This is a genomic window from Mesorhizobium sp. B2-4-7 (assembly GCF_006442685.1).
Taxonomy (GTDB): domain Bacteria; phylum Pseudomonadota; class Alphaproteobacteria; order Rhizobiales; family Rhizobiaceae; genus Mesorhizobium.
This window is the reverse complement of sequence record NZ_VFVH01000001.1, coordinates 58,279-82,778: the sequence shown is the minus strand read 5'-3', so window position 1 is coordinate 82,778 and position 24,500 is coordinate 58,279. Positions and strand designations below refer to the sequence as shown.

Here is a 24,500-nt window from a genome sequence, read left to right as displayed (position 1 = left end):
CGAGACAGCCGCCATACCGGCTCATTCGCCGGTGAGTTCCATGAAGAGCATATGGTTTGAAGGCGCTGGGAGGAAACTATGCTCTCAGCATCTCCGCCACCTCAGGGGCGAAATAGGTCAAAATGCCGTCGCAGCCGGCGCGTTTGAACGCAAGAAGCGATTCCAGCATGACCTTTTCGCCGTCGATCCAGCCATTGGCGCCCGCCGCCTTGATCATCGAATATTCGCCCGACACCTGGTAGGCGAAGGTCGGCACCGCAAATTCGTCCTTCAGCCTGCGGATGATATCGAGATAGGGCAGGCCGGGCTTGACCATCAGCATGTCGGCGCCTTCGGCCAGGTCCTGCTCGGCCTCGCGCACCGCTTCGTCGGAATTGGCGTGGTCGATGTAATAGGTCTTCTTGTCGCCCTTGAGCAGGCCGGCCGTGCCGACCGCCTCGCGGTACGGCCCGTAGAAGGCGGAGGCGAATTTCGTTGCATATGACATGATCGCCACGTCCTGGAAACCGTTTGCGTCGAGCGCGTCGCGGATGGCGCCGATGCGGCCGTCCATCATGTCGGACGGCGCGATGATGTCGGCGCCGGCCGCGGCTTGTATGACGGCCGCCGCGGTCACCTGTTCCACCGTCTCGTCATTGACGATGAGACCGTCGCGCAGGATGCCGTCATGGCCATGGCTGGTGAACGGGTCGAGCGCGGCGTCGGTGATGACGCCGATCTCAGGCACCGCGTCCTTGATCGCGCGCGTGGCGCGGTTGATGACGTTGTCGGGATCGAGGATATGCGAGCCGGTCTCGTCGCGCAGCGAAATGTCCACATTGGGAAAGGTGGCAAGCGCGGGGATGCCGAGCTTCGCCGCGCGTTCGGCCTCCTTGACGGCAAGGTCGATCGACAGGCGGAAGACGCCCGGCATGGCGGCGATCGGCTCGCGCACTTGTCTGCCGTCGACGACGAAGATCGGCCAGATCAGGTCGTCGACGGAAAGCCTGTTCTCCTGCACCAGGCGCCGCGACCAGTCGGCCTTGCGCATGCGTCGCAAGCGGCGGCTGCCGGTGATGTCGTCGACGCTGCGCGCGCCGGCAGGTTTTGCGGGGGTGAATCTGTTCATCGCCAAAACTCTCGTTTGGCCGGCTTTTATCACGCACCCGTGGTGCTGACCAATGCGACACGTTTGTGCCAGCAATCCGGTCGGGTCCTTATTCGGGTTGCCCGTTGCCCGAAAGGATCTGCGCCGCACCGCGCATGCCGACACGGAACGCCTCGTCGAAGCCGACGCCGCGCACTTGCCAGGCGTAGGTCTTGCCGGCCTTCGCCAGCCGCCAGTCGGCGATCCAGCCCAACTCCTTGTCGCTCCAGACGATGCTGCCGGAAAGCGCTTGGTCGGCGCCGGCCATTTTCGCAACCGTGTCCAGCTTCGCCATGTCGGCGTCGCGCATGATCCTGTCGTCCAGCCCCGCCTTCGACAGCAGCGCTGCCGTGGGGAAGGTTACCTGCATGGCGATCGGCGCGGCGGCATTGCCGAACGACTCGCGCATCAGCACGCCGCGCTCGTCATCGGCATCGAGCGCGAAATGCTTGACGCCGCGCTCGGTCGACAAGAACACCGCCAGCCGTGGCCTTTCGGTCAGCCATGGCCTGCTGCCGAGCGAAGCCAGCACCGGATCGATCATCGCCGGGCTGTACTGGCAGTAGAGATTGTGAGGCCGATCATACGTGCCCTGATCGTCATGGTTGGGAATGCCTTCCATGCGATCGCGGTAGCGAAAGGCCGTCACGAAGCTGCCGGCCTTGTCGCGCAGCGCCGCCATCTCCGGTTTCGCCGGCAGGCGCTGGTCGCCGGAAACCCGGACCAGAACCGCGTCGAGGCAACGTTTGAAGCCGGCCTGGCGGTTCTTCTCGTACCGACCGTTGACGATGGTCTGCGACTGGTAAAGATCGGCGAGGCTTGCCGCCAGGGTCGGTTGCAAAGCCAGGCAAATGACGATCAGCCCGATCGTCATCGGCACGAGGCGCGCAAATCCAGCCATGAGCAACACCCCATTGGAAACCCGCTACAGCTGCGCAGTCGCCGTGCGGTTCCCGGCGTTGCGGCGACAACGGCTCTTTTAGCACTAGGCTCCGGCACGAGCCAAGACGCGCTGCCGGCATGCCGGCATTGACGCGGCCATGGGCCACGCTTTAGCACTTCAGTCCCGGCGGAGCGGGGGAGGGATTCTTTCACGATGGATTTTGGCGGAGGCGACGAGATCCGATTCGAACATCTGGGCCGGGCCGGCATCGTCACGTTGACGCGGCCGCGGGCACTCAATGCGGTCACGCACGGCATGGTCAACGCGCTCGCCAAGGCATTGCACGCTTGGGAGCGGGACTGGAGCGTCGACGTCGTCGTCGTCAAGGCCGAGGGTAGGGCGTTTTCGGCCGGGGGCGACATTCTCCACATCTATGAGGCCGGCCGGGCCGGTAAGCCGCCTGTCGAGTTCTTCGCCGACGAGTATCGGCTGAACGCCCAGATCGCGCGTTTCAAAAAACCTTATGTGGCGCTGATCGACGGCATCGTCATGGGCGGCGGCGTCGGCATCTCCTTTCATGGATCGCACCGGGTGATGACGGAAAATGCGCAGTTCGCCATGCCGGAGGTGGGTATCGGCTTTTTCCCGGATGTCGGCGCCAGCCATCTGCTGCCCGATCTTGGCGGTTCCTTCGGCATGTACCTGGCGCTGACCGGCAATCGTATCCGCTATGGCGACGCGTTGTGGTCCGGGCTGGCCACGCATACGATCAAGGCGCAGGACCAGGCTGGCTTTCTCGACCAACTCGCCGCCACCGGCGATCCCGAATCGGTGCTGCGCGGCTTCTTCATCCCGGCGAAGCGCGAGACGGACAGGCAGGTGCTGGAGGCGATCGCCCATCACTTCGCGCAGGCGTCGCTTGCCGATATCATCGGCAGCCTGGAGCAGGCGGCAGGGAGCGATGAGTTTGCGGCAAGGACGCTGGCGACGATCCTGACGCGCTCGCCGACCAGCCTTCGTGTCGCCTGGCGCCAGATCACTGCCGGCCTGACGCTGCCGATGGATCAATGCATGAAGATGGAGTTCCGCATCCTCAACCGGATGCTCGCGGGCCACGATTTCTACGAAGGCATACGCGCCACCATCATCGAAAAGGGTTCCAAGCCGCAATGGCTGCCGGCAACCCTCGATGCGGTCGACGACGCGGATGTCGATGCCTATTTTTCCTCGCTCGGTGAACGGGAACTCGCGCTATGAGTGAGGTGACGTCCAGACGCGTCGTGCTTCAGCCTTCAGGGGTGGAGGTTATCTTCGCCTGGTTCCAGCGAATCATATCAGGATACTGCCTGCTGTTCGGTATCCTGTACTGGATCAAGCTTATCGGCTTCTATCCCGGCTCGCTGTGGCGCTTCGACCTGATGCCGGTCCACTGGCAGGTGACAGCGGTGATGCTCGCCGTGTTTTTTCCCTTTGCCGCAGCCGGCCTATGGATGCTGGCTTCCTGGGGGCCGGTGATTTGGTTCATCTGCGCCGCGACGGAGATCGTCATGTATGCCGGCTTTCCCGAACTCTTCGGCCACCGCCCGCTCATCGTCGTCTCGCATGCGGGGGTGGCGCTGCTCTATGTCGTTTTCCGCCTCGTCATCTATCTGCAGAAGCGGTCGCCCCGGACCTGAAGCCGGCACGCGCCGCCGGCGATCCGGCGGATCGGATTTCGCCCTGAAATCATTGGCTAAATCTTTAGGTTAATTATCCTTGCTCGAGTGACCGTTCGTTAAGCGTCTTGCGAAACCTATTACCGGTAAGCTCTTGTTAGCCTTGGCGTTTAAGTCGAATTTTATGAGTATTCGATAGTGTCGCGATCAAGGTGAAAAACAAAAAATCACCAGGGCGACAAACGAGAGGCAAAGACAATGATCAATTCGCGTCCGGCGGCAAAGACCGCCAACGTTTCCGACGATCGCCGCGAGGCAATCCGTTCCCTGTACATGGAATCGCTCCAACTGGTCGAGCGCCTGCACCGCCGTCTGCTCGACGTGATCAAGGACGAGTTCGACCGCAATGGCCGTTCCGACATCAACGCCATCCAGGCGCTGCTGCTCTTCAACATCGGCAATTCGGAGCTGACTGCCGGCGAGTTGCGCTCGCGGGGCTACTATCTCGGCTCGAACGTCTCCTACAATCTCAAGAAGCTTGTCGATCTCGGCTTCATCAACCACCAGCGCTCGCGCATCGACCGTCGTTCGGTCCGCGTCTCGCTGACGCCGAAGGGTAACGAGGTGGCGGACGTGGTCGCCGGTCTCTATGAGCGCCATGTCGGCTCGATCGAGCAGGTCGGCGGCATCAACACCGACGAATTCAAGCAGATGAACCGCGCCCTCCAGCGCCTCGACCGCTTCTGGAACGACACCATCGCTTACCGGATGTAAGCCACATCCCCAATCAGAAGCCGCGCCACAGAAGCGCGGCCGCAACAGCGACCTCCAGTCAGGGCCGGTGCCGAAAAGCATCGGTCTTTTCTTTTCGTTGCGCTGGCCGAAGCAAATTGGGGGCCAAGGCCACGTTGCCGCCATATTCCAATGGAACCGAAGATGGCAGTGATGCTGTGGTGAAGACCATGAGTTCACCCGCAGCCGCGTAGCCTTGCGCGTTTTCACACCGAGGTGATGCGGACCATGGTTGGCTAATTGTTAAGATTGCCAATTTTAGAGTGCGGGCGAGATCGCCCGATGATCAACGCAGCAAGTGTTCGAACTGCTACAAATGTCTGGAACGTCCATGAGAACCAGCCGCCGTTTCTTCCTTTCCGGAGCCTCCGCGCTCGCAGCCGCCGTTGTTGCCGGCCGCGCCAGCGCGCAGGACGTGATCGGGGACATCCTGAAGTCCTCGGCGCGCGGCAACTGGGACGATCAGTTCGACGCCCGCGCCAGCGCAGGCGGCAAGGTGGCCTCGACGCTGCCGATCTTCAGCCCGCAGACCGTGGCCTTCACCGAGCAGGCTGTGGCGCAGTACCAGAACATTGTCGGGCAGGGCGGCTGGGTCGAGGTTCCCGCGACCAAGAAACTGCAGCTCGGCGTCGACGATCCCGATGTCGTGCCGCTGCGCAAGCGCCTGATGGTCGCCGGCGACCTGTCGCAGAGCGCCGGCATCTCGACGGCCTTCGATTCCTATGTCGACTCGGCGGTCAAGCGCTTCCAATTGCGCCACGGCCTGCCGGCCGACGGAGCGCTGGGCAAATATACCTACGCGGCGATGAACGTTTCGGCGCAGATCCGGCTCGGCCAGTTGCAAACCAATCTCCAGCGATTGAAGGAGAAGGCGGGCACGCTTGGCAGCCGTTATGTGCTGGTCGATATTCCGGCAGCGCAGGTCGAGGCGGTCGAGAACGATCGCGTCGTGCTTCGCCATACCGCGATCGTCGGCAAGATCGATCGCCAGACACCGATCGTCAATTCCAAGATCAACGAGATCATCGTCAATCCATATTGGAACGCGCCAGTGTCGATCGTGCGCAAGGACATCATCCCATTGATGCGCAAGGACCCCGATTATCTCAAGAACAGCCATATTCGCCTGTTTGCGCCAGATGGCAGCGAAGTCGATCCGATGAATGTGGACTGGTCGACCGACGACGCGGCCAAGTACCGTTTCCGCCAGGATCCCGGTTCGGACAACGCCATGGCGTCGGTGAAGATCAATTTCCCGAGCCCGGACGGCGTCTACATGCACGATACGCCGCAGCAGAGCCTGTTCGGCAAGATGATGCGCTTCGATTCCTCGGGTTGCGTACGCGTGCAGAACGTGCGCGACCTCGTCACTTGGATCCTGCGCGACACGCCCGGCTGGGACCGTCAACATTTCGAGGCTGCGATCAAGACCGGCGAAAACACGCCGGTCCAGGTCACCAACCCGGTGCCGGTGCATTTCCTCTATCTCTCGGCCTGGTCGACGGGCCCCGGCGTCGTCCAGTTCCGCGACGACATATATGGCCTCGACGGAAACAACGAGCTACAGATCACTTCGTCGCTCTAAGCAATTGATTATTCAGGGAAAAGGCCGCTCTTGAGCGGCCTTTTCTGTCGTCGCCGCCAGGCCATTCACACCGCCACTGACCTCCAACTCTGCGTAGGCGCGCTCCGGCTGGACGAAGCGCGGGCGATTGCGCATGGTCGGCAAAACTGCCGGAAATCGGACCATGCAAGTTGCCGTCTTCATCCTCGTAGTGCTCGTCCTGGTGGCGCTTTCCGGTGCATTGGTGCGGCTGGTGCGGCTGCCGCTGCCGGTGCTGCAGATCGCCATGGGTGCTGCGCTGGCCTGGCCGGCGCGCGGGCTGCATGTCGAGATCGATCCGGAACTGTTCCTGCTCGTATTCATTCCGCCGCTTCTGTTCGCCGATGCCTTTGCTGCGCCCAAGCGCGAGCTTGTCGCCTTGCGTGGCCCCATCCTCGACCTTGCCATCGGACTGGTCTTCTTCACCATCGTCGGATTTGGCTACGCCTTGCATTGGCTCGTGCCCAGCATCCCGCTCGTCGTCGCTTTCGCGCTCGCCGCGGTGCTGTCGCCGACTGACGCGGTGGCGGTGTCTTCCATAGTCGACAGGAACATCGTTCCGGCGCGGCTGATGCATATATTGGAAGGCGAGTCGCTGCTCAACGACGCCTCGGGTCTGGTCATGTTCCGCTTTGCCGTGGCGGCGGCATTGACCGGCAGCTTTTCCTTCGCCGCGGCCTCGCTGAGCTTTCTCTATGCCGTGGCTGCCGGCATCCTCGCCGGCATGGCGGCGCTGTTCGTTGCCGCCAAGGCGCTGCAACTGCTCAACCGCATCGGCGGCGTGCCGGCGGAGGCGCAGGTTCTGGTCATGATCCTGGTGCCTTTCGTCTCCTATCTCGGCGCCGAGCATATCGGCGCCTCGGGCATCCTGGCGGCGGTCACCGCCGGCCTGTTGACCGGAGTTTCCGGCATGTTCCGCTTTCTCGGTGTCTCGGCGCGCATGCAGACGATGTCGCTGTGGTCGACGCTGTCCTTCGTCTTCAACGGCGCGCTCTTCATCCTGCTTGGCCTGCAATTTCCCGATATCATCCGTAAGGTGCCGCCGGAGTTGTCCAGCCGGCACTGGATCATCGAGCCGGTGCTGACAGTCCTGCTGCTGACCCTTTGCCTGATCGGCCTGCGTTTCCTGTGGATATGGATCGGCGACATGGCGGGCGCCATGGCGGCGCGGCTCGGCAAGCGAAAGGCCGAGCCGTTCGGCCTGCGCGTGCGGCTCGCCGGATCGGTCGCCGGCGTGCGCGGAGCGATCACGTTGGCCGGTATCCTGTCGCTGCCGCTCACCTTGCAGGACGGCTCGCCGTTCCCGGCCCGCGACGTGGTGATCTTCCTCGCCGCCGGGGTCATCATCTGCTCGCTGGCCATCGCCAGCCTCGCGCTGCCGAAGATCGCTCGCGGGCTGGTCGAACCGGGCGAGGACCCGGCAGCGGCCGAGGAGCGCCGGGCGCGGGTCGGCGTAGCCAATGCGGCGATCGCCAGGATCGAGAGCATCGCCAATGAGGCAGGCGAGGGCGGGGCCGTCGAGGCACGGCTCGCCGTTGCCGACAGCATCGTCGCCGGCTACCGGCGCCGCATCGCCGCCTCCGACGAGGCCGACGAAGCGCGTGCCGAGGCGCGCGAGGCGAGCCGTCTGGAGCTTGAACTCAGGGCGGCCGGCATAGAAGCCGAGCGCGCCGCGCTACGCGCCATGTTTCTCAGCCGCGAGATCAATGACCATACGATGCGGGCGCTGTTTTCCGAGATCACCTTGACCGAGGCTCTTCTGAAGCAGCGGCGCGACAGGAAATAACGGTTCGCCGCTCTGCTTGCCGCAATCGGGCCAGCAAATTTCGCGCCGCAAACGTGGCGAGGCGAAAACAACTGTGTTAATGGCGCGGCGAACCCAATCCTGTCACACAAAAATGTGCAGGGGTTTGGGACAACGGCATGCGCAAGACAATACCGACCTCCGGACCTAAGGAATTCAGGCCATGGCAACAGCAGCGGCAGCGTCGAACAAATTCGAATCCTTCTTCGAAACCACGCTGGAAGATGCCGATCCGGAAATTTTCGGCGCGATCCGCAACGAACTCGGACGCCAGCGCCACGAGATCGAACTGATCGCGTCTGAGAACATCGTCTCGCGCGCCGTGCTCGAAGCGCAGGGTTCGATCATGACCAACAAATACGCCGAGGGTTATCCGGGCAAGCGCTACTATGGCGGCTGCCAGTTCGTGGATGTCGCCGAGGAGCTGGCGATCGAGCGCGCGAAAAAACTATTCGGCTGCAACTTCGCCAATGTGCAGCCCAATTCCGGCAGCCAGATGAACCAGGCGGTGTTCCTGGCTCTCTTGCAGCCGGGGGACACCTTCATGGGCCTCGACCTCAATTCCGGCGGGCATTTGACGCACGGCTCGCCAGTCAACATGAGCGGCAAATGGTTCAAGGTCGTGTCCTACGGCGTGCGTAAGGACGACCACCTGCTCGACATGGACGCCATCGAGAAGACGGCGCATGAGACGAAGCCGAAGCTGATCCTGGCCGGCGGCACCGCCTATTCGCGCATCTGGGACTGGAAGCGCTTTCGCGAGATCGCCGATGCGGTCGGCGCCTACCTCATGGTTGATATGGCCCACATCGCCGGCCTCGTCGCCGGCGGCGTGCATCCCTCGCCGCTGCCGCATGCCCATGTGGTGACGACCACCACGCACAAGTCGCTGCGCGGCCCGCGCGGCGGCATGATCCTGTGCAACGACGAGGAGATCGCCAAGAAGATGAACTCGGCGGTGTTCCCCGGCCTGCAGGGCGGACCGCTGATGCATGTCATCGCCGCCAAGGCGGTTGCCTTCGGCGAGGCGCTGAAGCCGAGCTTCAAGCTCTATGCCGAGAGCGTCGCCGCCAACGCCAAGGCGCTGGCGTCCAGCCTACAGGAGACTGGCCTCGACATCGTGTCGGGCGGCACCGACAACCACCTGATGCTGGTCGACCTGCGCCCCAAGAATGCCACCGGCAAGCGCGCCGAGGCAGCGCTTGGGCGCGCCAACATCACTTGCAACAAGAACGGCATCCCCTTCGACCCGGAAAAGCCCTTCGTCACCTCCGGCGTGCGGCTCGGCACGCCCGCCGGCACAACGCGCGGCTTCGGCCAGGCCGAGTTCCGCGAAATAGGCAAGCTGATCGCCGAGGTGCTGGATGGCCTCAAGGCCGCCAATTCCGATGAGGGCAATGCCTCGGTCGAGGCCGCGGTCAAGGCCAAGGTCGTGGCGCTGACCGATCGATTCCCGCTCTACCCTTATCTCGGTTGACCTCGCGCCACGCGTCATCTCTTATCCGCCAGCGGCGCGCCGACCCCCGATCGGTCGACGCGCCGAACTGGAGACCAGACGATGCGTAATTTCCGTCCCGCCATCCTTGGCGCCCATGGCTTGCTGGCCGTTTCCCTGACATTGCCCGGGACTGCCCTTGCGCAGACCGCCCCTGAAGTGCCCGCCACCGCTACCTTCGGCAGATGGACAACCATCGTCGATACGCTCGACACCGGGCAGGATGCGCGCAAGACCTGCGCCGCTTCGACTGCCTTTTTCGATGCCAGCGGCAATTCGGGCACGCTGACGCTGTCGATCTCGAACGGCGACGCCATGCCGCCGGACGCCTACCCGGCCATCATGCTTATTGTCGACAACCGGAACCTGCCCACTGGCAAGAAGATCGCCGCGACTTTTGGTGATCCTGGCGTCAAGGTTTCCGCCACCGTCTATTCGAACGATGCCGTGAACGGCCGTCCCAGCTGGACGGTCGACAACCAGCCCAAGACCAGTCTCGCGCTCTTGCGAGCCATGCGCAAAGTCACCTCGCTCGATGTCGCTTTCGGCAAAGAGGCTTTCGCCAGCATTCCGATGGACGGCTTCACCAAGGCCTACCGCAACCTCGGCACATCATGCGGCTTTCCGACCAAGGACGTTGCACCCTAGCCAAGCGCGCGAAGGCGGGTGCTGGCAATCTGCCTCGCGGCTCGCTATCTCTGACGCGAAAGGGTCTGCGTGCCTTGCCATCGTGGCAAAAGGCTCTAAGCCTTTTCGCCTCACCAGATTCGTGAACCCAAGGCTCTCAATGCGCTGTCCCTATTGCCAGTCCGAAGATACGCAGGTGAAGGATTCGCGCCCCGCCGAGGATGGCGCGGCGATCCGCAGGCGTCGCGTCTGCCCCGATTGCGGCGGCCGTTTCACCACCTTCGAGCGCGTGCAGTTGCGCGACCTCGTCGTGGTCAAGAAGTCGGGGCGAAAAGTGCCTTTCGACCGCGACAAGCTCTTGCGCTCCGTCGAGATCGCGGTGCGCAAGCGCAATGTCGATCCCGAGCGCATTGATCGTGCCGTGACCGGCATCGTGCGCCAGCTGGAAAGCTCCGGCGAGACCGAAGTGGCCTCGGGCGAGGTTGGGCGGCTGGTCATGGAAGCGCTGAAGTCGCTCGACGACGTCGCCTACGTCCGCTTCGCCTCGGTCTACCGCAATTTCCGCGAGGCCAAGGATTTCCATGAGCTGCTGGGGGAATTGAAAGGCGACGAGGACAAGAGCGAAGAGGACGCTGGCTGAGCATGGCGGAACACAGCGAGGCCGGACAGGCAGCCCTTGACCGCCGTTTCATGGCAGCCGCACTCAGACTGTCGCGCAGGAATGCGGGCCGGACCTCAACCAATCCTTCCGTTGGTACACTCATCGTGCGCGACGATGGCTTGGGCCCGATGATTGTCGGCACCGGCGTCACCGCTGTCGGCGGCCGCCCGCATGCCGAGACCGAGGCGCTCGCCGAAGCGGGCGAACTGGCGCGCGGCGCCACCGCCTACGTCACGCTGGAGCCTTGCGCGCATCACGGCCGCACGCCGCCTTGCGCTAATGCACTGGTCACTGCCGGCATCGCGCGCGTCGTTGGCGCCGCCAGCGACCCCGATCCGCGCGTGTCGGGCCAAGGCTACGCGATCCTGCGCACCGCGGGCGTCGAGGTTGTGGAGAATGTCCTGGCGGCGGAGGCCGCCGAGCAGATGGCCGGCTATCTCATTCGATCGCTTAGGAAACGGCCGGAAGTGACTCTCAAGCTAGCGCTTTCCAGCGACGGCAAGATCGGCATGGAAAGGGCTGGGCAGGTGTCGATCACAGGCGACATTGCGCGCCGTGAAGTCTATCTAATGCGCGCCGAGGCTGATGCCATCCTGATCGGCATTGGCACGGCGCTGGAGGACGACCCGGCGCTGACGGTGCGCTTGCCCGGACTGGAGAACCGGTCGCCGGCGCGCATTGTGCTCGACAGGCAGATCAGGCTGCCTGAGACTTCGAAACTGGTGTCCGGTGTCGACCGGGTGCCGCTCTACGTCGCGGCTTGCCTGGAAGCCCATCCTCTGCGGCGGGCAACGCTCGAACGCGCCGGCGTGCGTTTCATCGGCACCGAGACGCATGAAGGCGGCGTGGCGCTGCCGGAACTGCTCGAGGATCTTGCTGCGCTCGGTATGGCCAGCGTGCTGGTCGAAGGTGGAGCCAAGGTGGCCAGCGCCTTCCTGTCGGAAGGCCTGGTTGACCGCATCGTGCTGTTCCGAGGACCGGAGGCGATTGGCAAGGGGGGCATTGCATCGCCCATCGATGCCAACCATGTCCCGGCGGGATTTCGCAAACTGCGCGAGATGCGGTTCGGCGAGGACAGCTACGCCGAGTGGATAAGAGACTTTTAGGATCAACACCGATGTTTACCGGCATTGTTACCGACATAGGCACCGTCGCGGCCGTCAAGCCGCTGCGGGAAGGCGTGGGATTGCGTATCGACACCGCCTATGATCCCGAAACCCTCGCCATCGGCGCCTCGATATCATGCGGCGGCGTTTGCCTTACCGTGACGGCCTTGCCCGACAGCGGCTCGAACGCGCGCTGGTTCGAAGTCGAGGCCTGGGAGGAGGCGCTCCGGCTGACGACGGCGATGGGCTGGAAATCGGGCACGCGGATCAATCTGGAGCGGGCGTTGAAGATCGGCGACGAGTTTGGCGGCCACATCGTGTCGGGCCATGTCGACGGTACGGCCGAGATCGTCGAGCGCAAGGATGAAGGCGACGCCGTTCGCTTCACGCTGGAAGCGCCGCGCGGGCTGGCGAAGTTCATCGCGCCGAAAGGCTCCGTCGCGCTCGACGGTACCTCGCTCACCGTCAACAAGGTGGAAGGCACCCGCTTCGACGTGCTTCTGATCCACCATTCGCTGACCGTCACCACCTGGGGTGAGCGCCAGGTCGGCGACCGCGTCAATCTCGAGATAGACACCATGGCCCGCTATGCGGCCCGCCTGGCGGAAGCGGCGAAAGAGGGGCTTTGAGCCACTTGAAATTGCCGGCCATTGGCCGTACACTGTCTTCGGGAGAAAGATGATGACAGCACATGCTCACCCAACTCGCAGCCGTGTCCGTGGCGAACGCCTGGAGGCACGTATTACGGCCGACCAGAAGAGTCTTATCGAACACGCCGCCGCCCTTCAGGGCCGGACAGTGACAGATTTTGTGCTGACCAGTGTCCAGGAAGCAGCCACCCGAGCCATTGAGGAGCATCAGCGCCTCGATCTTTCCGTCCGCGACAGTCGCGCCTTCGTCGATGCTTTGATCAATCCGCAACCCGTGAATGATCGTCTGCGCGAAACGGTGCGCCGCTATCGTCAAGCCACTGGTACCTGAAGGTGAGCAGTTCGGCCGGAAGTACTCTTCGGGTCGAACTGCTTGGTCTCCAGCACGACAGGGCATCCTTCGAGAGCGGCGTAGAGGCGCTCGATCGGTATCTCAGGGTGCAGGCCGGACAGGATGCGCGCAAGAACATCGCGGCACCCTTTGTTCTTGTTTTGCCGGACGGAACTGTGGCCGGGTATTACACGCTGTCCGCAACCGCCGTAGCTATCGGCGATTGGCCTGCCCAAACCGTTCGCAAGCTGCCCCGCTACCCACTCATCCCGGCCACGTTGCTGGGACGTCTTGCCGTCGACCGGCGGTATCGGGGACAGGGCTACGGCCGCTATCTCCTGGCCGACGCTCTGTCGCGTTGCCTCAAGAACGAGATAGCTTCGTTTGCCGTTGTGGTCGATGCCATGGATGAAGACGCACGCGGTTTCTACCAACGCGAAAGTTTTCTGCCATTCCCGGATCAGTCGATGAAGCTCTTTCGGCCGATGGCCGACATCGCAGAGCTGTTCGAATGAGATGACTGGGGTGGAAAGCAGAAACTCCAAACAGCAGGAGCGCCTCCGCGGGAAGCCTTGGTCGATATAGATGCAGGCCGTTGGTAGATCACGAAGCCATTGTTGTCTGGACTGAGAGCCTGAGGCAATCTTGTGCTTGCGATCAATCCGGCTTCGGCCTAAGTCACCGGCGATCCCGGAGACATTTATGGCTGGCACATCCCAACACGGCAAAGCGTTCATTCGCCCGAAGAAGAAGGCCCACCTTCTCGTTATCGAGGCACGCTTCCACGACGATCTTGCCGACGCGCTGCTCGAAGGCGCGACGAGCGCGCTTGACGAAGCGGGTGCGACCTACGACGTCGTCACCGTTCCAGGTTCGCTCGAAATTCCCGCCGTCATTACCTTCGCGCTGGACGGCGCGGCGGAAGGCGGCATGAACTATGACGGCTTCGTCGCGCTTGGCACCGTCGTCCGCGGGGACACCTATCACTTCGATATCGTCGCCAATGAATCCAGCCGCGCACTGATGGACCTGTCCGTCCAGGACTCGGTCTGTATCGGCAACGGCATCCTGACCACGGAAAACGACGCGCAGGCCTGGACGCGAGCCAAGCGTTCGGAGGGCGACAAGGGTGGCTTTGCCGCGCGCGCGGCGCTGACCATGATCGCGCTCAAGGAACGACTGGGAGCACGATCGTGAGCGACCCCGCTTCGCCCGGACAGCCCACGGTGCGCCACGCCAACAAGCGCGGCGCGGCGCGGCTTGCCGCCGTGCAGGCCCTGTATCAGATGGATGTCGCCGGCAGCGGCGTCTTCGAGATCACTGCCGAATACGAAGCGTTTCGCCTTGGCAAGGAAGTCGATGGCGCGCTTTACCGCGAGGCGGATGCCCAATGGTTCCGCGCCATCCTCACCGGTGTCGTCGAGGACCAGAAAACCATCGATCCGGTTATCCGCCAGGCGCTGACCGATGACTGGCCGCTGTCGCGCCTCGATTCGACACTGCGCGCAATCCTGCGCGCCGGTGTCTACGAACTGATGAAGCGCGAAGACGTGCCGGTGGCGGTGATCGTTTCCGAATACGTCGATATCGCCAAGGCTTTCTACGAGGAAGACGAGCCGAAGCTGGTCAACGCCGTGCTCGATCGCGTCTCCCGTCGGGTGCGTGGCGAGGGACGCGGCAAGGACGCTTCATGACGGCGGTCGCCATCGAGGCGGCCAGGGAGGCGCGGCGCACCGCGTTGATCCTCGCCGCCTCGCAGGCGATCATCGGTTCGGCAGCGCCCATCGCCATCTCCATGGGCGCGCTTGCCGGTCAATATCTGCTCGGCCCGGACAAGTCGCTGGCGACGGCGCCGATCACCGGCTTCAATCTCGGCGTGGCACTCGGTGCGCTGCCGGCGGCGGCCATCATCCGCGCCATGGGCCAGCGCGGCGGCTTCGTGACCGGTACGATCGTCACCGCGCTTGGCGGTCTGGTCGCGACGCTGGCACTCTTCCATGGCAGTTTTTGGCTGTTTGCCTTCGGCCTGACGGTGATCGGTGTCGGTGGCGCCTTCGTCCAGCAGTTCCGCTTTGCCGCCGCCGACAATGCGCCGCCGCAGTTCAAGGCGCGCGCCATCTCCTTCGTACTGGCGGGCGGCATCATCACCGCCATTCTCGGACCGCAGATCGTCATCTTCACCCGCGAGTTGTTCGCACCGGTGATGTTTGCCGGTTCGTTCGCATCCATCCTGGTGCTAGCCGCCGTCGGCGCGGCGATCCTGTCATTGCTGCGCCTGCCGGCGAGGGCCGCCGCCGGCGGAACGGAAATTGCCGGCAGCGATGCCCGGCCCTTGGCCGAGATCGTCACGCAGCCGCGTTTCGTCGCGGCACTCTTCTGCGCGGTCGGCAGCTATGCCCTGATGAGCTTCGTCATGACCGGCGCGCCGCTCGCCATGGTCGGCTGCGGCCTGTCGGAGGACGATGCGACGCTCGGCATTTCGTGGCATGTCATGGCAATGTTCGGGCCGAGCTTCTTCACCGGATCGCTGATTCATCGCTTCGGTGCTGAACGCATTGTCGCGGTCGGCCTCCTGCTGCTGATCGGCTGTGCGGTCGTCGCGCTGTCCGGCTTGGCGCTATGGCAATTCTGGACGGCGCTGATCCTGCTCGGCCTCGGCTGGAATTTCGGCTTCATCGGCGCCACGGCCATGGTCGCGGCAAGCTACCGGCCTTCCGAAAAGGGCAAGGTGCAGGGGTTCCACGACTTCGTCCTGTTCGGCTCCGTGGCCTGCGCCTCGCTGATGTCGGGCATGGTCTACAATGCCTGGGGCTGGACCATGCTGAACTGGATGATCTTTCCCGTCACCGTGCTATGCTTCGTCGCGCTCGGCGCGCTGAGGATTGCGAGCTTGCGTCTGGCTTGACGCCCAATTTGAATTTATGCGTCCGGCGGCAGAACCTGAAGCACTCGCGCTATGAACATGTGAAACTCAGCCATGTAGTTGCGCAGGAAGTCCTCAGTGGATTCGACCGTCACCTCGCCGTCGTCGGTGATCAGCCCCGGCGTGAACTGTATGTAGGCTTCAGGCGCGTTCATCTGGGGCGAATTGCAGAAACTCAGAACGCTTCGAAGGCTTTGTTGGGCGACGGCGGTCGCGATGGCGCCCGGCGATGTTCCGATGACAGCCGACGGTTTGCGCGCGAACGAATTCTTGCCGTAGGGCCGACTGGCCCAGTCGATTGCGTTCTTCAATCCACCAGGGATCGAGCGGTTGTACTCCGGGGTGACGAACAATACGGCCTGGACGGAGGCGATCGCCTTTTTGAAATCCCGGGCTGCCGGTGGGAAGTCGGCGTCATAGTCGTAGCTGTACAGTGGCAGATCCTTGAAGGCGATTTCGGTCATGTCGAGTTCGGGAGGGGCAAGTTGAACGAGCGCCTTCGCGAGCTTGCGGTTGATGGATTCCCGGGCAAGACTGCCGATGAGGTAACCGACTTTGTGTATGGCCATGACACGCTCTCCGTGTTTGCCACCCGCACCCTCACCGCATTATCCGCCAGATGGCAGCAGATCGCCAGCGTCGCGTCGCAATTGGCCTTCCGAACAAAAATATTGCGTCTGTACCACTTGTTATGAAACCGTGTGCCCCGACGAGACGTTGGAGCCGTGCTCATATGCGGCACCGAATTCCGGTTCACAGCAAGGGATTTTCACAATGTTTTCAATCAAGCTTCTGGCTGGCGCGGCGCTCGCGCTCGGCATCACGGCGGCATCGGCGAATGCTCAGGTGGTTGTTTCCTCAAAGATCGACACCGAGGGCGGCGTGCTAGGCAATATCATCCAGCTCGTCCTCAACGCCAACAACATCAAGACCACTGACCGCATCCAGCTCGGCGGCACGCCGGTGGTGCGCAAGGCGATCACCGCCGGCGAGATCGACATCTATCCCGAATACACCGGCAATGCCGCCTTCTTCTTCGAGAAGACCGACGACCCGGTCTGGAAGGACGCCGCCAAGGCCTATGAGACGGCCAAGAAGCTCGATTACGACGCCAACAAGATCGTCTGGCTGTCGCCGTCGCCGGCCAACAACACCTGGGCGATCGCACTGCGCAAGGAGGTGGCCGAAACCAATAAGCTCGCCACCCTGTCCGACTTCGGCAAATATGTCGCCGGCGGCGGCAAGGTGGTGCTCGCGGCCTCGGCCGAGTTCGTCAATTCAGCCGCGGCCCTGCCGGCGTTCCAGACCACCTACGGCTTCACGTTGAAGCCTGACCAGTTGATCACGCTCTCCGGCGGCGACACGGCCGCGACCATCGCGGCGGCAGCCAACCAGACCAATGGCGCCAACGCCGCCATGGTCTACGGCACTGACGGCGGCATCGCGCCCTCCGGGCTGGTCGTGCTCGACGACGACAAGGGCGTGCAGCCGGTCTACCAGCCGGCGCCGATCATCCGCGAGGCGGTGCTGAAGGAGCATCCCGAGATCGAGACGTTGTTGAAGCCGGTCTTCGCCAAGCTCGACCTCATCACGCTGCAGGAACTCAACGGCCGCGTCCAGGTCGGCGGTGAGCCGGTCAAGGGTGTGGCGGAAGACTTTTTGAAAAAGAACGGGTTCTTGAAGTAGACAGCGCTTAGCTGACCGTGATGCTGGTGCGAGGCGCCCCCCTCTGGAAGCTGCCGATCTCCCCCCTTGCGGGGGAGATGTCCGGCAGGACAGAGGGGGGTGCTGTCCCGCCGACCTCTCAACTCGTCACAGCTGCGCGCTCGGACAGGACCGTTTTCGAACAAGCCGACGCTCGAAAGTTGGCGATCCTTCACACCCCCCTCTGGCCTGCCGGCCATCTCCCCCGCAAGGGGGGAGATCGGAAATCGCGTCGGCTTTCGCCAGTCGCCAGCCAACTGTGTACCTCGTGGCAGATTTCCCTCTTTGAGGGGCGGCCATGACCCTCCGCTTCGACAAGCTCGGCGTGGTCATCGCTGCGATCGCTGCCTATGCGGCTTTCGTAGCACCCTTCGCCACGTTCCGCGCCAATCGCATCGTGCCCGGCCAGGCGCGCTCGATCGTAGAGGCACTTCCGGCAATGGCCGGCCCGCTGCTTTTGGCCATCGTTGTCGCAGCCGCGCTTGTCGCGCTGCTGAAAACGCCGCTCGTCCTGCGCCTTGCCGCCAGCGTGATCACGCTGGCGGCTCTCGCGCTGTTGATCGGCGTCACCGGGACATTCCTGACCCCGGCAGGCAATACCTTCGCGCGCGTTTCGCCGGCCTCCGGGTTTTGGCTGCTGATCTTTGCCTTTACCCTCCTGCTGGCCGACGTGCTGACGAGAATGAACCTGTCTCCCTGGTCACGTGTCGGCGTGCTTGTCGTTGCCGCGCTCGCCATAGGGCTGCTGCTGATATCGGGATCCTGGGACAGCCTTTCGATCCTCAAGGAATATTTCAACCGTGCCGACAGTTTCTGGGCCGAGGGCGCCAAACATGTCACGCTGGCGCTCGGTTCGCTGGCGGCGGCGGTGATACTGGGCCTGCCGCTCGGCATCCTGTGCCATCGCGTCGAGCGCCTGCGCGCCGGCGTGCTCAACGTGCTCAACATCGTCCAGACCATTCCCTCGATCGCGCTGTTCGGCCTGCTGATCGCGCCGCTCGGCTGGGTGGCGGCGCATGTGCCGGGAGCGGCCGCGCTCGGTATCCGCGGCATCGGAACGGCACCTGCGTTCGTGGCGCTGTTCCTCTATTCGCTGCTGCCGGTCGTCGCCAATACCGTGGTCGGCCTTGCCGGTGTGCCGCGTGCCGCCAATGACGCGGCGCGCGGCATGGGCATGACCGATCGCCAACGCCTGTTCGGCGTCGAGTTTCCGCTGGCCTTCCCGGTGATCCTCACCGGCATCCGCATCGTGCTTGTGCAGAACATCGGCCTCGCCACCATCGCTGCCCTGATCGGCGGCGGCGGCTTCGGCGTGTTCGTGTTCCAGGGCGTCGGCCAGACCGCGATGGACCTGGTGCTGCTTGGCGCCGTGCCGACGGTCGCGCTCGCCTTCGCTGCTGCCATCATTCTCGACGCGGTGATCGAAATGACCTCAACCAAGCGCAGGGCGGACCCCGCATGATCGAGATCGAAGGCATTACCAAGCGCTACGATGCGATCACGGTGGTCGATGAAGTCTCGATGATCATAGAGCCCCGCACCCTTTGCGTCATCGTCGGCACCTCGGGCTCCGGCAAGACGACGCTGCTTCGCATGATCAACCGGCTGGTCGAGCCGACTTCCGGCGTCATCAAGCTCGACGGCGCCGACAACCGCTCGGTGCCCGGCTACGAGCTGCGGCGCAGCATCGGCTACGCCATCCAGGGCCACGGCCTGTTCCCGCACCGAACGGTGGCGCAGAACATAGCCACCGTGCCGGTGCTGCTTGGCTGGGATAAGGATCGCATCAAGGCGCGCGTCGACGAACTGATGACGCTCTATCAGCTCGACCCGCAGGCCTACGGCCCGCGCTACCCGCACGAGCTCTCCGGCGGCCAGCAGCAGCGCGTCGGCGTCGCCCGCGCGCTCGCGGCCGAACCCAACGTGCTGTTGATGGACGAGCCGTTCGGCGCGCTTGACCCCATAATCCGCACCAAGGCGCAGGAAGACCTTCTTGCGATCCAGAGGCGCTTCGGCACCACCATCATCCTCGTCACCCACGACATGGAAGAGGCCGTGCATATGGGCGACAAGATCGCCGTCATGGATGCCGGCAAGCTGGTACAATATGCCAGGCCGGCGGAGATCCTGGCGAGGCCGGCCAGCGGCTTCGTCGAGACCTTGGTGGGCGCCAGCGAAAAACCGTTCCGGCTGCTGTCGCTCGGCCGCGTGCGCGACGCAGTCGAAAAGGGCGCGGCGGAAGGTGAGGCGATTCCTGGCGACGCCAGCCAGCGCGACGCGCTGGCCGAACTTCTCTGGTCCGGCCGCCCGGCGCTGCCGGTCAAGGATGCCGACGGCAAGCCGCTCGGTCGCGTTACCGTCGACGGCTTGGTGAAGCGTGCGGCGAGGCCGGCATGAAAGCCTGGCTGCCGTTGCTGCTCAGGCTTGCGCTGGTGGTGCTGCTGGTCGCTTTCGTCACCAGTCCCGGCTGGTTCGAGCCGCTGCTCAAGCCGCTGACCGAGAACGGCGCGCCGGTGATCTACAATCAGGGCAGCTTGCTGACGCTGATGCTGCTGCACCTGCGCACCGTGCTGATCGCCACGCTCGCCGCCACCATCGTGGCGGTCGCGCTCGCCATCCTGGTCACCAGGCCTGCCGGCGCCGAATTCCTGCCGCTGTCACGCAGCCTGGTCAATATCGGTCAGACTTTCCCGCCGGTGGCGGTGCTGGCGCTTGCCGTGCCGGCGGTCGGGTTCGGCGAGAAGCCGACGCTGATCGCATTGTTCCTCTATGGTCTGCTGCCGATCTTCGAGAACGCGCTGACCGGCCTGACGACGTTGCCCGGCAATGTCATGGAAGCGGCGCGCGGTGCCGGCATGACCGGTTGGCAAAGGCTGCTGAAGGTCGAATTGCCGCTCAGCGCGCCGGTCATCCTCGGCGGCATAAGGCTGTCGGTGGTTATCAGCCTGGCCACCGCCACCATCGGCTCGACGGTTGCAGCGAAGACATTGGGCGAGGTGATCATTGCCGGGCTCTTGTCCAACAATCTCGCTTTCATCTTGCAGGGCGGCCTGATCGTCGCCGCCTTGGCCGTGCTGATCTATGATGGGTTGTCGGCGGTCGAACGCTATGCCGCGCGGCGCATGGGGCGCCAGGCCGAGTAGGCTTCTGTCCCGGTGCTCCGATCTTTCAACGTCCACTTGAACGGGCAGGGTGGTCGAGCGTCAGTTCGAGTTCGATGCCTTGCTCTTTGCAGATCCAGCGGCGGCAGATGACGGCAAAGTCGTGTTGTGTGCCGGCTTTCACGAGCGAGACAAGATCACCCACGGCGCAATCGCTGCCGAGCTGGAGCGCCTCGATGGGTTCGGCGATGACTTGCTTGCCGGCATAATGTCTTGCGCTGGCCGTGAGCGTAATCAACACCCGCCTGCCAGTTGCGCGATCTTCGGGACTCGGCGATTGATTGGGCCGATGCCCCGATCCTTCAGCAGGAGTTCTTGCCATGACCTTGCGCTTCTCCAAGATCGTCATGTGTCTCTGTCTGGCGGCTTTCGCCTTTCTTGTCGCTTTCGGCAACGTCACCGATTACGGCTCAAACTTCGCCTTTGTCCAGCACGTGCTGAGCATGGACACGACCTTTCCCGGGAACGCGCTGATGTATCGCTCGATCACCGACCCCTCGCTATGGACGACGGGCTACTGGCTCATCATCGCCGGCGAGGCGCTGACCTGTCTGCTCTACCTGATCGCGGCCTGGAACCTGTGGCAAGCGCGCAATGCCAGCGGAGAGGTTTTCAACGATGCCAAGAAATTCGCCGTTATCGCCGCGACGATGGGATTCCTGATCTGGTATCTTGGATTTATGGTGGTGGGCGGCGAGTGGTTCGCCATGTGGCAATCGAGCATCTGGAACGGCCAGCAGAAGGCATTCATGTTCTACATGACCATGCTGGCGGTGCTGATCTTCGTCATCCAGCCAGACGGTGATCTGCGCCAAACCTGAGTGCTGATCCGTGATTTCAATCGATATAAAGCAGCAGCGGCATGGCGACATCTGCCGCCGTCTGGCTCTTTTGGGCGAAAGCCGGGCAAAAACCGAACAATATCTTGACGTTCGCGGCCCTGTTTCGCATACACCGCTGCGAAGAGGGGGATTCCGCGCACGGGATTCCGTCTTTGTCTCAACGGCCCAGGGAGGGGTTCTTTTGGGCCAGCAATCGAGGAAAACCCGGCATGACCATAATTTCCGCCGTCATCGCCTGCGGCCTGCTTTCTGTCCTTTACGCCATCTGGGCGACACGTTCGGTCCTCGCGTCGGACCAGGGCAATGCACGCATGCAGGAAATCTCCGCCGCCATCCGTGAGGGCGCGCAAGCCTATCTGGCGCGCCAGTACACCACCATCGCCATCGTCGGCGTGGTCGTGCTGCTGCTCGCCTGGTGGCTGCTGTCCATCACCGCCGCGATCGGCTTCCTGATCGGGGCCGTGCTTTCGGGCGCGGCCGGCTTCATCGGCATGCATGTTTCGGTGCGGGCCAATGTTCGCACGGCACAGGCCGCTTCCAACAGCCTTGCCGCCGGCCTCGACATCGCATTCAAGTCGGGCGCCATCACCGGCATGCTTGTTGCCGGCCTTGCCCTGCTTGGCGTGTCGATCTACTACCTGATCCTCACCCATTTCATGGGGCTTCAGCCCAATGACCGTATCGTCATCGACTCGCTGGTTTCGCTCGGCTTCGGCGCCTCGCTGATCTCGATCTTCGCCCGTCTCGGCGGCGGCATCTTCACCAAGGGTGCCGATGTCGGCGGCGATCTGGTCGGCAAGGTCGAAGCTGGTATTCCCGAGGATGATCCGCGCAACCCCGCCACCATTGCCGACAATGTCGGCGACAATGTCGGCGACTGCGCCGGTATGGCGGCCGACCTGTTCGAGACCTATGCGGTGACTGTCGTCGCCACCATGGTGCTGGGCGCCATCTTCTTTGGCGGCACCGCGGTTCTGAGTGCCGCGATGCTCTATCCGCTCGCTATCTGCGGCGCCTGCATCCTGACCTCGATCGTCGGTACTTTCTTCGTCAAGCTCGGCTCCAACGGTTCGATCATGGGCGCGCTCTACAAGGGGCTGATCGTCACCGGCCTGTTGTCCATCGTGGGCTTGGGCGTCGCCACCTCGGCCACGCTTGGCTGGGGCGAGGTCGGCACTGTCGCCGGCATGGTCATCACCGGCAAGAACCTGTTCATCTGCGGCCTGATCGGCCTCGTGGTGACCGGTCTCATCGTCGTGATCACCGAGTACTACACCGGCACCAACAAGCGTCCGGTCAACTCGATCGCCCAGGCGTCGGTGACCGGGCACGGCACCAACGTCATCCAGGGCCTTGCGGTCTCTCTGGAATCGACGGCACTGCCGGCCATCGTCATCGTCGGTGGCATCATCTCGACCTATCAGCTCGCCGGCCTTTACGGCACGGCGATCGCCGTCACCACCATGCTCGGCCTTGCCGGCATGATCGTCGCGCTCGATGCCTTTGGCCCGGTCACCGACAATGCCGGCGGCATCGCCGAAATGGCCGGCCTGCCCAAGGAAGTGCGCCACTCCACCGACGCGCTCGACGCGGTCGGCAACACCACCAAGGCGGTGACCAAGGGCTATGCCATCGGTTCGGCGGGCCTCGGCGCACTGGTGCTGTTCGCGGCCTATTCGAACGACCTGAAATTCTTTGCCGCCAATGGCGACAAATATCCCTACTTCCAGGGCATGGGCGAGGTCTCCTTCGATCTTTCCAACCCCTACGTCGTCGCCGGCCTGATCTTCGGCGGCTTGATCCCGTATCTGTTCGGTGGCATCGCCATGACGGCCGTCGGCCGCGCGGCGGGCGCCATCGTCGAGGAGGTGCGCAAGCAGTTCCGTGACGACCCGGGCATCATGGCCGGCACGTCCAAGCCGAACTATGCGCGCGCGGTAGATCTTCTGACCAAGGCGGCGATCCGGGAAATGATCATCCCGTCGCTGCTGCCGGTGCTGGCGCCGCTCGTCGTCTATTTCGGCGTGCTGCTGATCTCGGGCTCGAAAGCGTCGGCCTTTGCGGCTCTCGGCGCCTCTCTGCTCGGCGTCATCGTCAACGGCTTGTTCGTCGCCATCTCGATGACTTCGGGCGGCGGCGCCTGGGACAACGCCAAGAAGTCGTTCGAGGACGGATTCACCGACAAGGACGGCATCAAGCACCTGAAGGGTTCCGAGGCGCACAAGGCCTCGGTGACGGGCGATACGGTCGGCGATCCCTACAAGGACACGGCCGGCCCGGCGGTCAACCCGGCGATCAAGATCACCAATATCGTGGCGCTCCTGCTGCTGGCGGTGCTGGCGCACGGCTGAGCGGCAAAGCTCGACATTGAAAACCCGCGGGGAGCAATCCCCGCGGGTTTTTATTTGACGGCGGTTTTGGAAGGCGGAAAACGAATTTCAATGGCTGCGTCCGCGTCCTGCCGTCGCTGTCTGCCCATCGCCGACGAGCCGGCCTCTCCCGCCCCATGATAACAAAAACCCGTGGGATCGCTCCCACGGGTTTTTGGTCGCCTGAGATGGTGCTGCCATCCCCAAGGGGAAGGCGGGTCTGAGATCAGGGAGTGCCGCCGCCGGGAATGCCGGGCGCCAGCTTGCTGGCGCCGTTAATGATCTGGCTGAGGAAGTTCTGGTCCTTGCCGCCAGTCGGCGTGGTGCGCGAGATGAAGTCGAAGATCTTGCCGTCCTTCAGGCCGTAATTGGCGATCTGGGTGACCCGCCCATCGGCCCCGAAATAAACCGCCAGCACATGCTGATCGATCAGCCGGGGCTTGTCGAAGGCGACATAGCGCTTGCGAGTCTGCGAGATGTAATAGAAGGCCTCATTGTCGAAGGTCGCCGTCGTCGAGGGCGTGCCGAGCGCGAGCAGCACCTGCTCGCGGCTTGAGCCGACCGGCACCGAATCGATCGCCTGCTGATCGATGACATACCCCTGCGTCAGCGTTTCGCTGGGGTTCAGATCACCGATCATCTTGGAACTGTTGCAGGCCGAAAGCGCCGCAATGATGGCCAGCAGCGAGATCGCGCCAGCGGGCCTGGAAGAGAAGGTCGACTTGAAATTCAGCGCGCGCAACAACAATTCTCCACTATATCGCCGCA

Annotated in this window: 27 protein-coding genes; 22 read left to right on the top strand and 5 right to left on the bottom strand. The window is 63.4% G+C overall.

What is annotated here, in order from left to right:
• Window positions 1-76: 76 nt before the first annotated feature.
• Window positions 77-1,108 (bottom strand): porphobilinogen synthase, encoded by a 1,032-nt coding sequence (gene hemB / locus FJ946_RS00445; RefSeq protein ID WP_140565188.1) that lies wholly within the window; start codon window positions 1,106-1,108, stop codon window positions 77-79.
• Window positions 1,109-1,196: 88 nt separating this feature from the next.
• Window positions 1,197-2,027, bottom strand: a complete 831-nt coding sequence (locus FJ946_RS00440) for a DUF2066 domain-containing protein (RefSeq protein ID WP_140565191.1) — start codon at window positions 2,025-2,027, stop codon at window positions 1,197-1,199.
• A 195-nt stretch (window positions 2,028-2,222) separates the two neighbouring features.
• On the opposite strand from FJ946_RS00440, the gene FJ946_RS00435 reads away from it, so the two are divergent.
• The 15 genes from FJ946_RS00435 to FJ946_RS00365 all read left to right on the top strand — a co-directional run bounded on the left by FJ946_RS00435 (window position 2,223) and on the right by FJ946_RS00365 (window position 15,638).
• Complete coding sequence (locus FJ946_RS00435; RefSeq protein WP_140521769.1) at window positions 2,223-3,266, top strand: enoyl-CoA hydratase/isomerase family protein; 1,044 nt, start codon at window positions 2,223-2,225, stop codon at window positions 3,264-3,266.
• The gene (locus FJ946_RS00430; protein WP_140565193.1) at window positions 3,263-3,685 is read left to right on the top strand and encodes a DUF6163 family protein; all 423 of its coding nucleotides are present in this window, start codon (window positions 3,263-3,265) and stop codon (window positions 3,683-3,685) included. Before FJ946_RS00435 ends, FJ946_RS00430 begins: the two co-directional genes overlap by 4 nt.
• Before the next feature lie 237 nt (window positions 3,686-3,922).
• A complete protein-coding gene (locus FJ946_RS00425; RefSeq protein ID WP_013896002.1) occupies window positions 3,923-4,438 on the top strand; it encodes a winged helix DNA-binding protein in 516 nt (171 codons plus the stop codon).
• Window positions 4,439-4,787: 349 nt separating this feature from the next.
• Window positions 4,788-6,041 (top strand): murein L,D-transpeptidase, encoded by a 1,254-nt coding sequence (locus FJ946_RS00420; RefSeq protein ID WP_140494050.1) that lies wholly within the window; start codon window positions 4,788-4,790, stop codon window positions 6,039-6,041.
• Window positions 6,042-6,204: 163 nt separating this feature from the next.
• Complete coding sequence (locus tag FJ946_RS00415; protein WP_140565195.1) at window positions 6,205-7,845, top strand: Na+/H+ antiporter; 1,641 nt, start codon at window positions 6,205-6,207, stop codon at window positions 7,843-7,845.
• Between the two features lie 181 nt (window positions 7,846-8,026).
• Window positions 8,027-9,340 carry a serine hydroxymethyltransferase gene (glyA, locus tag FJ946_RS00410; protein WP_140494046.1) on the top strand — a complete coding sequence of 438 codons (1,314 nt, stop codon included), beginning with the start codon at window positions 8,027-8,029 and terminating at the stop codon, window positions 9,338-9,340.
• An 81-nt stretch (window positions 9,341-9,421) separates the two neighbouring features.
• On the top strand, window positions 9,422-10,006 hold the full coding sequence (locus FJ946_RS00405) for a hypothetical protein (protein WP_140494043.1): 585 nt from the start codon (window positions 9,422-9,424) through the stop codon (window positions 10,004-10,006).
• A gap of 139 nt (window positions 10,007-10,145) precedes the next feature.
• Window positions 10,146-10,625, top strand: coding sequence for a transcriptional regulator NrdR (nrdR, locus tag FJ946_RS00400; RefSeq protein WP_010915593.1), 480 nt, complete (start codon window positions 10,146-10,148; stop codon window positions 10,623-10,625).
• Window positions 10,622-11,752 carry a bifunctional diaminohydroxyphosphoribosylaminopyrimidine deaminase/5-amino-6-(5-phosphoribosylamino)uracil reductase RibD gene (ribD, locus tag FJ946_RS00395; RefSeq protein WP_181167584.1) on the top strand — a complete coding sequence of 377 codons (1,131 nt, stop codon included), beginning with the start codon at window positions 10,622-10,624 and terminating at the stop codon, window positions 11,750-11,752. Before nrdR ends, ribD begins: the two co-directional genes overlap by 4 nt.
• Window positions 11,753-11,763: 11 nt before the next feature.
• On the top strand, window positions 11,764-12,381 hold the full coding sequence (locus FJ946_RS00390; protein ID WP_140565201.1) for a riboflavin synthase: 618 nt from the start codon (window positions 11,764-11,766) through the stop codon (window positions 12,379-12,381).
• Between the two features lie 49 nt (window positions 12,382-12,430).
• Window positions 12,431-12,733: a DUF1778 domain-containing protein gene (locus FJ946_RS00385; RefSeq protein WP_140556998.1), complete on the top strand. Its 303-nt coding sequence runs from the start codon at window positions 12,431-12,433 to the stop codon at window positions 12,731-12,733.
• Window positions 12,734-12,735: 2 nt separating this feature from the next.
• Window positions 12,736-13,248 (top strand): GNAT family N-acetyltransferase, encoded by a 513-nt coding sequence (locus FJ946_RS00380; RefSeq protein ID WP_140565204.1) that lies wholly within the window; start codon window positions 12,736-12,738, stop codon window positions 13,246-13,248.
• A 187-nt stretch (window positions 13,249-13,435) separates the two neighbouring features.
• Window positions 13,436-13,930, top strand: a complete 495-nt coding sequence (gene ribH / locus FJ946_RS00375) for a 6,7-dimethyl-8-ribityllumazine synthase (protein ID WP_140494037.1) — start codon at window positions 13,436-13,438, stop codon at window positions 13,928-13,930.
• Window positions 13,927-14,427, top strand: a complete 501-nt coding sequence (gene nusB, locus FJ946_RS00370) for a transcription antitermination factor NusB (RefSeq protein ID WP_140494035.1) — start codon at window positions 13,927-13,929, stop codon at window positions 14,425-14,427. The genes ribH and nusB overlap by 4 nt, the downstream gene beginning before the upstream one ends.
• A complete protein-coding gene (locus FJ946_RS00365) occupies window positions 14,424-15,638 on the top strand; it encodes an MFS transporter (RefSeq protein WP_140521779.1) in 1,215 nt (404 codons plus the stop codon). The genes nusB and FJ946_RS00365 overlap by 4 nt, the downstream gene beginning before the upstream one ends.
• Before the next feature lie 14 nt (window positions 15,639-15,652).
• Here FJ946_RS00365 and FJ946_RS00360 read toward each other — a convergent pair whose 3' ends face one another.
• Window positions 15,653-16,225: an NADPH-dependent FMN reductase gene (locus FJ946_RS00360; RefSeq protein ID WP_140494031.1), complete on the bottom strand. Its 573-nt coding sequence runs from the start codon at window positions 16,223-16,225 to the stop codon at window positions 15,653-15,655.
• On the opposite strand from FJ946_RS00360, the gene FJ946_RS30625 reads away from it, so the two are divergent.
• The 5 genes from FJ946_RS30625 (at window position 16,142) to FJ946_RS00335 (ending at window position 20,503) form a co-directional block, all read left to right on the top strand.
• Complete coding sequence (locus FJ946_RS30625) at window positions 16,142-16,351, top strand: hypothetical protein (RefSeq protein ID WP_181165181.1); 210 nt, start codon at window positions 16,142-16,144, stop codon at window positions 16,349-16,351. The two genes, FJ946_RS00360 and FJ946_RS30625, sit on opposite strands and share 84 nt — an antisense overlap.
• A 79-nt stretch (window positions 16,352-16,430) precedes the next feature.
• Complete coding sequence (locus tag FJ946_RS00355) at window positions 16,431-17,342, top strand: ABC transporter substrate-binding protein (RefSeq protein WP_140515701.1); 912 nt, start codon at window positions 16,431-16,433, stop codon at window positions 17,340-17,342.
• Window positions 17,343-17,658: 316 nt separating this feature from the next.
• On the top strand, window positions 17,659-18,822 hold the full coding sequence (locus FJ946_RS00345; RefSeq protein WP_140556991.1) for an ABC transporter permease: 1,164 nt from the start codon (window positions 17,659-17,661) through the stop codon (window positions 18,820-18,822).
• Window positions 18,819-19,757, top strand: coding sequence for an ABC transporter ATP-binding protein (locus FJ946_RS00340; RefSeq protein WP_140565206.1), 939 nt, complete (start codon window positions 18,819-18,821; stop codon window positions 19,755-19,757). Before FJ946_RS00345 ends, FJ946_RS00340 begins: the two co-directional genes overlap by 4 nt.
• Window positions 19,754-20,503 carry an ABC transporter permease gene (locus tag FJ946_RS00335; protein ID WP_140494023.1) on the top strand — a complete coding sequence of 250 codons (750 nt, stop codon included), beginning with the start codon at window positions 19,754-19,756 and terminating at the stop codon, window positions 20,501-20,503. Before FJ946_RS00340 ends, FJ946_RS00335 begins: the two co-directional genes overlap by 4 nt.
• Window positions 20,504-20,528: 25 nt before the next feature.
• Here the strand turns inward: FJ946_RS00335 and FJ946_RS00330 are convergent, their stop codons facing one another.
• Entirely contained in the window at window positions 20,529-20,870 is a 342-nt protein-coding gene (locus tag FJ946_RS00330) for a hypothetical protein (RefSeq protein WP_224519177.1), read from the bottom strand.
• Here FJ946_RS00330 and FJ946_RS00325 point away from each other — a divergent pair.
• Together FJ946_RS00325 and FJ946_RS00320 are read left to right on the top strand one after the other, a co-directional pair.
• Window positions 20,842-21,342 (top strand): DUF2165 domain-containing protein, encoded by a 501-nt coding sequence (locus FJ946_RS00325; RefSeq protein ID WP_140515707.1) that lies wholly within the window; start codon window positions 20,842-20,844, stop codon window positions 21,340-21,342. The genes FJ946_RS00330 and FJ946_RS00325 overlap by 29 nt on opposite strands.
• 230 nt (window positions 21,343-21,572) lie before the next feature.
• The gene (locus FJ946_RS00320; protein WP_140521791.1) at window positions 21,573-23,714 is read left to right on the top strand and encodes a sodium-translocating pyrophosphatase; all 2,142 of its coding nucleotides are present in this window, start codon (window positions 21,573-21,575) and stop codon (window positions 23,712-23,714) included.
• Between the two features lie 244 nt (window positions 23,715-23,958).
• Here FJ946_RS00320 and FJ946_RS00315 read toward each other — a convergent pair whose 3' ends face one another.
• Window positions 23,959-24,474 (bottom strand): outer membrane protein assembly factor BamE, encoded by a 516-nt coding sequence (locus FJ946_RS00315; RefSeq protein WP_140494015.1) that lies wholly within the window; start codon window positions 24,472-24,474, stop codon window positions 23,959-23,961.
• Window positions 24,475-24,500: the final 26 nt, after the last annotated feature.